Origin of the sequence: Natrialba chahannaoensis JCM 10990, from assembly GCF_000337135.1 — an archaeon.
GTDB classification, from domain to species: Archaea; Halobacteriota; Halobacteria; order Halobacteriales; family Natrialbaceae; genus Natrialba; species Natrialba chahannaoensis.
The window spans coordinates 122,676-129,612 of sequence record NZ_AOIN01000064.1 but is presented as its reverse complement, the minus strand read 5'-3'; the positions used below and the strand labels follow the sequence as shown (position 1 = coordinate 129,612).

Below are 6,937 nucleotides of genomic sequence, written 5' to 3'. Positions count from 1 at the left end.
AGAGATGTGTATAAGAGACAGCTCCTGGACGTCGATCTCGCCGCGCATCTGTGTCTCGTGTGGGCGGCAGACATATTCGGCCATCTCGTCGGTGACCTCGTCGACTTCGAGCGTCTGCGTTTCGCCTTCCTCGTCCATGTTGTCCGTCTCGAGATCGTCGACGACCTCGTCGTCCTCGTCGACGATCTCGATGTTGTGTTGGGCACCGTCGCCGTTCTCCCAGGTGATGTCGTAGGACTCGCCCTCAAAGAGCACCAGCGTTGGGTTCTCCTCGTCGGCGATCACGTCGGGTTCCATGCCAACCCAGCCGCTCGTAATACCGTCGAGCATGATCTCGTCGACATCTTCCCAGTCTTCGACATCTGCTTCATCGTTGTCGTTCTCATCCGGTGCTGGATCGTCGTCGTCGTTCTCATCATCGTTGCCATTATCGTCTGCACAACCCGCGAGGAACGCTGTTGCACCAACAGCACCCGACACCTTGAGGATTGTTCGTCGAGTCGTGGAATTGTTTTCTGCCATGTCTGCCCCTACGTCGGCGAGTGATGTTAAATCAAATCCGGCAAACTTGTGATATTCTCAGCCATTGAACCCATTATGGGTTTAATTTTACAACATGCATTCAGAATTCGACGACTGTCCTCGGTCGCTACTCGAGTAGCTCGTCGGCGCTGTCAGGACTGGGGTCTGCGACCACGCCGTCCTGTCGACCAAGCACGCGAGCGTGGGGGGCACAGACGAGACGGTTGTCGTCCCAGGGGATGTGTAACTCGACGGCGGCAGCCCGCTCGCAGTCCGGTTCGGCACACTCCATAGCGGCGAAACGACGGCAAGTGACTCAGTCTTTTGGTGACGTTCGCAGCCTTCGATCAGTTAGAACGGGATCAGAAAACGAAGACACCGATGAGGAACCCGAACAGGATCGATACCGTCAGGAGCGCCTGCACTGCTGTCGACGCCAGAATACCGAGCGTCGCATAGATTGCCGATCGGGTGCTCCGGTTGACATCGCCAGCCCGGGCAAACTCGACGACGAAGACGGTCCCGAACAGGCCGACAAGCAGGCCGAGTGGGCCGGTGACGAGCATCAACAGGATGCCGACAACGGCGGCGAGGCCGGACGTGGTCCAGGAGGCCCCGCCAGCTCGTGCCGCGATTGAGCCCGCGAAGTACTCGACGAACAGCGTCACGAGCCCGAGTATCGTCAGCACGATCATGGTAAACGTTCCCGGCTCCGCGAAGTTGGACTGCCACCAGTAGAAGTAGACACCCGACAGCGAGAGCAACCCGCCGGGAACGAGCGGAACAACAGTTCCGAGAACACCGGCAGCGAGCAGCGCAACCGCGACGAGCAAGACCACATCCACCATACACCACTCGACACACGCCCGCATCAAAGCCGTACCGCCTCCGAGCGTCACCGACGCCTCTGAGTGTCAACGCCGATTTTTCTCCAGTACAGTTACATACACGGAGTGACTAGCAGGTGACATGACGACAGAGTCAGCAGCCACGGACCAGTCGGCGCAACCACGAGGGGCCATCATCGTCGGTGCATCTTCGGGTATTGGCGCGGCACTTGCCCACGAACTCGCCGCCGACGGCTACGAGGTCGGCCTGACAGCCCGTCGAACGGAGCAACTGAAAGCCGTCGGCGGTAAACTCCCGACGAAGGCCTACGTTGCTACCATGGACGTCACCGACACCGAAACCGCTCGCGAACACTTCTTCGAACTCGCCGACGCAATGCCGTCCGTTGACCTCGTCGTCATTAGCGCCGGTGTCGGCGACGCGAACTACGCACTCGAGTGGGAGACCGAGCGCCAGACGATCGACGTCAATGTGCGCGGCTTTACGGCGATTGCGACGGCGGCGATGGAGTATTTCGAGTCTCGAGCTGGTGAGAATGGGGTTGAGGCTGAGAGTGAGGATGAAAACAGGAACACGGACGAGAGTCCTGGCGCAGATGGTCACCTCGTCGGACTATCCTCGGTCGCAGCTTACTTCGGCAACGGCGGCACACAGGCGTACAACGCCTCGAAGGCGTACGTGTCGCGCTATCTCGAAGGGCTTCGAAGCCGGCAGGTCGGAAACGACGCGGATATAACGATCACGACCATCGAACCGGGATTCGTCGACACCGAACTCTCGTACGGCTCGTTCTGGGAGTGCTCACCCGAGACTGCTGCGAGCCAGATCGCCGACGCGATCCACGAGGAGCGCGACCACGCCTACGTCACCCGGCGCTGGCGGCTGGTCACGTGGGTATTGAAGGCGCTTCCCGAGTCGGCGATTCGACGGCTGTTCGCCTGACCGCTGCCGATCAGTCTGTTGAGAGAGTCGCAGTACCAGAACCGACGAACACGCCGATGATGGAGACAAAGACACCGAGATACGCTACTCTCCAGGCACCTTCGCCGAGGAATATTGCTAGCAGCACGAAGGTACTGCCAAGCAGCTCAAGCCTCACACCTAACATACCCAATTGATCGGTTGGGATCACCTATGGTCGTTGCTATTTCACGAAGGTTGTTTCGAGTCTCCCCATCCGACCTCACTCGTCGGCAAACCGGTCCCGGACGTTCATCGCTACCTCACTGCCGTACTCGTCGACCAGCGGCTGGAACGCTTTCCCAAGCGCGCGCATACACTGCCCGGTTGAAGTGTACTCGAGTTGCTCTGCCACAGTTGACCATTCCCGTCCTTGCAACGCGCGCAAGACGAGCAGTCGTTCCTCACGCACAGTTAACTCGACGCTGGCCGGTTCCTCGACGAAGTACCGAATCACCACTTCACGGAACGCGCCGGGATCAACATCAAACAGACCAGGGCCGTAGGCTGCGCCGGCGACGACACGCCAGTCGTGTTCGTCGAGCGCCAGCGGCGGTGTCGCCTCCTTCGCAATGGAGTGCAACACCGCTCGGGCTACGTCAGGGTCCAGATCCGCGAGCGAGTCCGAACACAGCGCCGCGAAGCGGCGGGCGAACCACGTTGCGTGGCGGTCGTGCAGTTCCTGCCCCGCCTCGCTCGTCGGAGCCAGTATGAGCACCGAGTATTCCCCGCTCGCATCGTTGCGCGTCGTCGAAACGTGTACCGTTCGAAAGCCGTTCGTTCGCCAGAACTCGAGTAGCCCCGGCGTCGCGCCGAAGCCGGTACCGAGCCAGTCCACCGTCGAGGTAAACTCATCGCGGATGCACTCGAGTAGCCGCGAGCCAAGCCCCCGTGCCCGAACCTCGTGATGGGTCGCGATTCGAACGATGCGGATCCCGGCCGGCTTACTCGCGGATTCATCGCGGAGCTGGCTCGTGAGTACGTCCGGGAGCATGTTCCCGCGGACGCGGCCGCCGTCGTACATCATCGCCCGCGTATCGGCGTCCAGGTTCCCCTCGCGAGCGAGCAGGGCGACGCTGACGACGTGGCCGTCATATACCAGCGCGCGTGCCTCGAGGTTCGGTGCGTCGAGCAATCGGGCGAGGTCGTTCGGCTCGGTCCGGTAGTGGGCGAGCACGAGCAGGCCGAAGGCCTCACGAAGGAGCCGGGCGTCCATGAGCAGGTCATCGGGCTTGAGTACCCGGTAGTCGGCGCTCTCGGGAGTGGCGTCGGCAATGAGCGGTGCGACTGGCGGCCGCGCGTCGAGTAATAGCGCGCGAAAGGCCCATACCTCAAGTGGGTCGCCCGCCGCGTACCGGATCGGTTCGACGAGCGTGTACTCGCTAACTTCGTGGGCACTCTCCGCGAGCCGATCCCGAAATCGGACCGAGAATCCGCGGCCGGCTCCCTCGTAGCCGTGCACCGTCGTCGTGAACGCGACTCGATCGGCGGCGAGGAACGACTCGAGTCGCGACACTGGGAGCGCGGCGGCTTCGTCGACGATCACGATATCCGCGGTGTCCAGTACCGACACTGCCTCTCTTGGGTCACGAAACCAGACACGACCACCCGCGCTCGTGGTGATCTCTCGGGAGGTCCCCTGCGGATCTGTCCGACCGTCCCCATCAGAATCGCAGTTGGCGACGAGCTCGCCGGCGCGAGCGAACAGTTCCGTCGTGTTCCGGAACGCCGGAGCGGTAACGAGGACAGAGTCGCCGCCGAGCGCGAAACTTCCCGCTGCCAGTCCCGCGGCGCTCGACTTTCCGCGGCCACGGTCGGCCTCAAGGACGACAGCCTGCTCGGAGTCGGAGAGCGCCTCGAACGTGGCGAGCGCCTCACGCTGATCTCCGGTAAGACAGGCGTCGTAGGCGGCGGACGGGAACGGTGGGTCCGACGGGGTGGCGCTTTTGTCGCCGTTACCGTTACCGCTACCGTTACCCCCGTCGTCTGCTGGCTGCCAGACCGGTGCCGGATGCGTGAGTCCTGTCTCAGTAATTTCGTGTGTAGCGAGTTCGGTCGGATCGTCCGGAACGCCGGTCGAATCCGTTCCGTCGAACTCGACGATCCCAATGCCACGGTGCTCACGCAGCGTCTCGACCAGTCGCCTTCTGAACCGGCCCGTCACGTCGTCCGTCGTGAACGGTGGGACCGCGAGCGACTCGGCGAACGTCGTGGTCTGGTCGGGCCAGTACTCGAGTCCAGGCGCGAGCACGAGCAGGAGGCCGCCGCCGTCGATGGCACCGACGATACGGCCGAGTGCGTTCGGCTGGAGGTCTCCGTGTGTGTCGAGGACGAGAAGTTGGCGAGTTGTACCGAGCAGTTCTGCCGTGTGTACCTGGCTGAGTTGCTCGCAGCGAAGGCGGTCGTCGGGACCGACGAGTGTCGTGTCGGTGATGGCGACCGGCAGCGTCGAGAGGATAGACTCGAGACAGGCGTAGCCACGTTCTCGGTCGCCGCTGAGGACGAGCGCGCGGCGCTCGGTGGTGTCCTGGGCCTCGCGGTAGAGGTCGGTCGCGAGGGAGCCAACGTTCATAGTCGGTGTTCGGACGCGGGGCCGTAATACTGTCTGGTCTACTCCGTTTGTGTTGATCTTTCCTCGTCTCGTTTCGTCTGGCTCCGTTTGGGCTCGTCTGCTTCCTCATTGTGCCCCTGCTCTCGCACCTGATTTTGTTCGCGTAAGTGACTGTGCGTCCAGGTCACACTCGTCCAGCGTTTTGAACACGCTTTTAAGGGGGGCAACGCTACTGACGTAGTACACCCTACGCGGGGTTGATGATGCTCCTAGCCTTACAGGACCGCCGCCGGGCACAGCCCGGCCTGGGGTTCGGTTTCCGGAGCCGGAGTCGATGCCGAATTCACACCTAATTCGACTCTGGGAACGGAACGCAGGCCGGACCCTCGAGGGCAGGGGAGCGCGAGCCCACGTGTAGGAGAGGTGAACAACCAATGTCAGTCTACGTCACAACCGACATCCCAGCAGACCTCGCAGATGACGCCCTTGAGGCGCTTGAGGTCGCACGAGACACCGGACGAGTAAAGAAAGGAACGAACGAAACCACGAAGGCGATCGAGCGCGGCAACGCCGAGCTCGTTTTCGTCGCTGAAGACGTCTCCCCCGAGGAGATCGTCATGCACCTCCCAGAACTCGCCGACGAGAAGGGTATTCCTGTCGTCTTTATCGAGACCCAGGACGACGTCGGCCACGCTGCGGGCCTCGAGGTCGGCTCGGCCGCCGCAGCCATCGTCGACACCGGAGAGGCCGAAGGCGACGTCGAAGACATCGCCGGCAAGGTCGAGGACCTCGACTGAGGTGATCAGAGATGAGTGCTGAAGAGGAAGAAAGCGGCTCCACGCCCGCCGAGGTCATCGAGATCGTCGGCAAAACCGGCATGCACGGAGAGGCCATGCAGGTCAAGTGCCGGATTCAAGAGGGCGAGAATCAGGGACGAATCATCACCCGTAACTGCCTCGGACCGGTCCGCGAAGGGGACGTACTCCAGCTTCGTGAGACCGCCCGCGAGGCGGACTCCATCGGAGGACAGTAACCAATGGTCGAGAAACGCACCTGCGACTACACGGGCGAAGAGATCGAACCCGGCACGGGCATCATGTACGTCCGCAACGACGGTACCGTGCTTCACTTCGTTGACTCGAAAGCGGAGAAGAACTACAAGCTCGGTCGCGAACCGCGCGATCTCGAGTGGACCGAGGAAGGACGTGCCGGCAAGGGTCCAGCCCAGGCCGACACGACCGCCGACGAGGAAGCCGATCAGGACGAGGTCGTCGACGCAGGCGAAGACGAGGACGACGTTCCTGCCGGGGACGAAACGGTCGACGAGACCGAATCGGATGCTGAGGCAGAGGCAGAGGCAGACGCCGACGCTGACGCAACCGACGAGGAGAGTGAGGCCTAATGAGCGAGCACGAACGCACCTTCGTGATGGTCAAGCCCGACGCCTTCGCGCGTGGACTCGTGGGCGAGGTCATCTCCCGACTCGAAGAGCGCGGACTCAAGCTCGTCGGCATCAAGGTCGAAACGATGCCTCGCGAACGTGCCGAAGAGCACTACGGTGAACACGAGGACAAGCCGTTCTACGACGACCTCGTTGACTTCATCACCTCCGGCCCCGTCGTCCCGATGGTCTGGGAAGGACAGGACGCGACGCGTCAGGTCCGCCAGATGATCGGCGAGACGGACCCACTCGAGGCTGAGGCGGGCACGATCCGCGGCGACTACGCACTTGACCTCGGTCGGAACGTCGTTCACGCGGCAGACCACGAGGACGAGGGCGCAAACGAGCGCGAAATCGCTATCCACTTCGACGAGGACGAGTTGACCGAGTACGGTCAGCACGACGGCGAGTGGCTCTACGAGTAACGCTCGACGCGTTCCAACACAAACACAACAGTCACTGACTGTTCTCCTGTTTCCAACGGCTGTGAGCCGTGGCTCTGTCCTCGCCTGGGGCGCACTGCTCCAAACGTTACGCTCTACAGGCATCCCTTTCCGATTCTGTTAGCCAACCTTTCCTATTCCATTTCCATTTGATTGAAAATTAGGTCCAAC

Annotated in this window: 9 protein-coding genes; 5 read left to right on the top strand and 4 right to left on the bottom strand. The window is 62.0% G+C overall.

The annotated features are described in order from the left end of the window. The 3 genes from C482_RS12185 to C482_RS12180 all read right to left on the bottom strand — a co-directional run. On the bottom strand, nucleotides 1–522 hold a 522-nt coding region (locus C482_RS12185; protein ID WP_006167927.1), incomplete at its 3' end, for a plastocyanin/azurin family copper-binding protein. 127 nt (nucleotides 523–649) lie between these two features. Beyond that, on the bottom strand, nucleotides 650–814 hold the full coding sequence (locus C482_RS21820) for a hypothetical protein (RefSeq protein WP_006167926.1): 165 nt from the start codon (nucleotides 812–814) through the stop codon (nucleotides 650–652). A 70-nt stretch (nucleotides 815–884) separates the two neighbouring features. Further along, nucleotides 885–1,370, bottom strand: a complete 486-nt coding sequence (locus tag C482_RS12180; protein ID WP_049896675.1) for a DUF456 domain-containing protein — start codon at nucleotides 1,368–1,370, stop codon at nucleotides 885–887. Nucleotides 1,371–1,491: 121 nt separating this feature from the next. Between C482_RS12180 and C482_RS12175 the strand changes: the two genes are divergently transcribed. Then, on the top strand, nucleotides 1,492–2,313 hold the full coding sequence (locus tag C482_RS12175) for an SDR family NAD(P)-dependent oxidoreductase (RefSeq protein WP_006167924.1): 822 nt from the start codon (nucleotides 1,492–1,494) through the stop codon (nucleotides 2,311–2,313). Between the two features lie 241 nt (nucleotides 2,314–2,554). Here C482_RS12175 and tmcA read toward each other — a convergent pair whose 3' ends face one another. Next, nucleotides 2,555–4,903 (bottom strand): tRNA(Met) cytidine acetyltransferase TmcA, encoded by a 2,349-nt coding sequence (gene tmcA / locus C482_RS12170; protein ID WP_006167923.1) that lies wholly within the window; start codon nucleotides 4,901–4,903, stop codon nucleotides 2,555–2,557. A gap of 413 nt (nucleotides 4,904–5,316) precedes the next feature. On the opposite strand from tmcA, the gene rpl7ae reads away from it, so the two are divergent. Genes rpl7ae through ndk form a run of 4 tightly spaced genes read left to right on the top strand, consistent with a single transcriptional unit; the run spans nucleotide 5,317 to nucleotide 6,748 of the window. After that, nucleotides 5,317–5,679, top strand: a complete 363-nt coding sequence (gene rpl7ae, locus C482_RS12165) for a 50S ribosomal protein L7Ae (RefSeq protein ID WP_004213999.1) — start codon at nucleotides 5,317–5,319, stop codon at nucleotides 5,677–5,679. An 11-nt stretch (nucleotides 5,680–5,690) separates the two neighbouring features. Then, nucleotides 5,691–5,915 carry a 30S ribosomal protein S28e gene (locus tag C482_RS12160; RefSeq protein ID WP_004214009.1) on the top strand — a complete coding sequence of 75 codons (225 nt, stop codon included), beginning with the start codon at nucleotides 5,691–5,693 and terminating at the stop codon, nucleotides 5,913–5,915. Between the two features lie 3 nt (nucleotides 5,916–5,918). Continuing rightward, on the top strand, nucleotides 5,919–6,284 hold the full coding sequence (locus tag C482_RS12155; RefSeq protein ID WP_006167922.1) for a 50S ribosomal protein L24e: 366 nt from the start codon (nucleotides 5,919–5,921) through the stop codon (nucleotides 6,282–6,284). Then, entirely contained in the window at nucleotides 6,284–6,748 is a 465-nt protein-coding gene (ndk, locus tag C482_RS12150) for a nucleoside-diphosphate kinase (protein WP_006167921.1), read from the top strand. Before C482_RS12155 ends, ndk begins: the two co-directional genes overlap by 1 nt. Nucleotides 6,749–6,937: the final 189 nt, after the last annotated feature.